The 1,925-nt window shown below is 63.8% G+C and carries 1 protein-coding gene; it reads right to left on the bottom strand.

The features are described from left to right. Nucleotides 1-140: 140 nt before the first annotated feature. A complete protein-coding gene (xsc, locus tag AC2FPW_RS20430; protein WP_209508319.1) occupies nt 141-1,916 on the bottom strand; it encodes a sulfoacetaldehyde acetyltransferase in 1,776 nt (591 codons plus the stop codon). Nucleotides 1,917-1,925: the final 9 nt, after the last annotated feature.

Here is a 1,925-nt window from a genome sequence, read left to right on the forward strand (position 1 = left end):
CCCTCTGCGCGTTGATGGCCCCTTTTGTGATGCGGGGGTCGTTGCCTTCGCTGAGGGCGATTATGGGACGGGTGGCCGGAGCGTTTTGCCGCAACAGCTCGACGGGTGTCAGGGTCATGTGCTCCGGCCTCGTCCTGGGGTTAAGCGCCCTGCGCCTTCATGTCATCGGCGCTGATGCCGGCGACTGCGACGGGTTTTTTCATCGCGTCGCGGCGGAAAGGCTCGCCAAGCTCCTGGTTGATCAGGGCCTCGATCAGCGTGGTGATGCCGTTCTTCTGGTCCTCGATCGCCTGGTTCAGCGCCGCGGTCAGCTCGTCCTGGGTGCGGGCGACAACGCCTTTCAGGCCACAGGCCTGCGCGATACCGGCATAAGACACCTTGGTGTCCAGCTCGGTGCCCACGAAGTTGTCGTCGAACCACAGGGTCGAGTTGCGCTTTTCCGCGCCCCACTGGTAGTTGCGGAACACGATCTGGGTCACGGCGGGCCATTCCTCGCGGCCAATCGCGGTCAACTCGTTCACCGCGATGCCAAAGGCGCCGTCGCCGGCAAAGCCCACAACCGGAACATCCGGGCAGCCGATCTTGGCACCAACGACGGCGGGCAGGCCATAGCCGCAGGGGCCGAACAGGCCCGGCGCCAGGTATTTGCGACCCTCTTCAAACGACGGATAGGCGTTGCCGATGGCGCAGTTGTTGCCGATGTCCGAGCTGATGATCGCCTCTTTCGGCAGCGCCGCCTGAATGGCGCGCCACGCCATGCGCGGGCTCATCCAGTCGGGCTTGGCCGCGCGGGCGCGCTGGTTCCAGGTGGTGCCCGGATCGTCATCCTCATGGGTCATCGAGGTCAGTTCCTGCGCCCAGGCCGATTTCTTCTGCGCGATGCGCTCTTTGCGCTCCTTGCGGCCTTCGTCGCCGGCGGTGTCGCTCAGCTGGGCCAGAATGCCCTTTGCCACCTTGGCGGCGTCGCCGATGATGCCGACGCTGACCGCTTTGGTCAGGCCGATACGGTCGGGGTTGATGTCAACCTGGATGATCTTGGCATCCGCGGGCCAGTAGTTGATGCCATAGCCCGGCAGGGTCGAGAACGGGTTCAGACGGGTGCCGAGGCACAGGACAACATCCGCCTCGCTGATCAGCTCCATCCCCGCTTTCGAACCGTTATAGCCCAGCGGACCGGCAAACAGCGGGTGGCTGCCCGGGAAGGCGTCATTGTGCTGGTAGCCGACGCAGACCGGCGCATCCAGACGCTCGGCCAGCGCTTTCGACGCCTCGATGCCGCCTTCGGCCAGAACCACACCGGCGCCGTTCAGAATGACAGGGTTCCTGGCGTTCGACAGCAGCTCGGCCGCCTGAGCCACGGCGGTTTCGCCACCCGAGGGGCGCTCGAACTCGACAATGGCGGGCAGGTCGATATCGACAACCTGGGTCCACATGTCGCGCGGGATGTTCAGCTGGGCCGGGGCGCTGGCGCGCTTGGCCTGCATGATCACACGGTTCAGAACCTCGCAGACGCGGGTCGGGTCGCGGACCTCTTCCTGATAGGCGACCATGTCCTCGAACAGCTTCATCTGCTCGACTTCCTGAAAGCCCCCCTGACCGATGGTCTTGTTGGCCGCCTGCGGGGTCACCAGCAGAAGCGGGGTGTGGTTCCAGTAGGCGGTCTTGACGGCGGTCACAAAGTTGGTGATGCCCGGGCCGTTCTGCGCGATCATCATCGACATCTTGCCGGTCGCGCGGGTGTAGCCATCCGCCATCATCCCCGCGCTGCCCTCATGCGCACAGTCCCAGAACATGATCCCAGCCTTCGGAAACAGATCCGAAATCGGCATCATCGCAGAGCCAATGATCCCAAACGCATGTTCAATACCATGCATCTGCAAAACCTTAACAAAGGCCTCTTCCGTCGTCATCTTCATAGGGGTGTT

The organism is Ruegeria sp. SATB027, assembly GCF_059613825.1.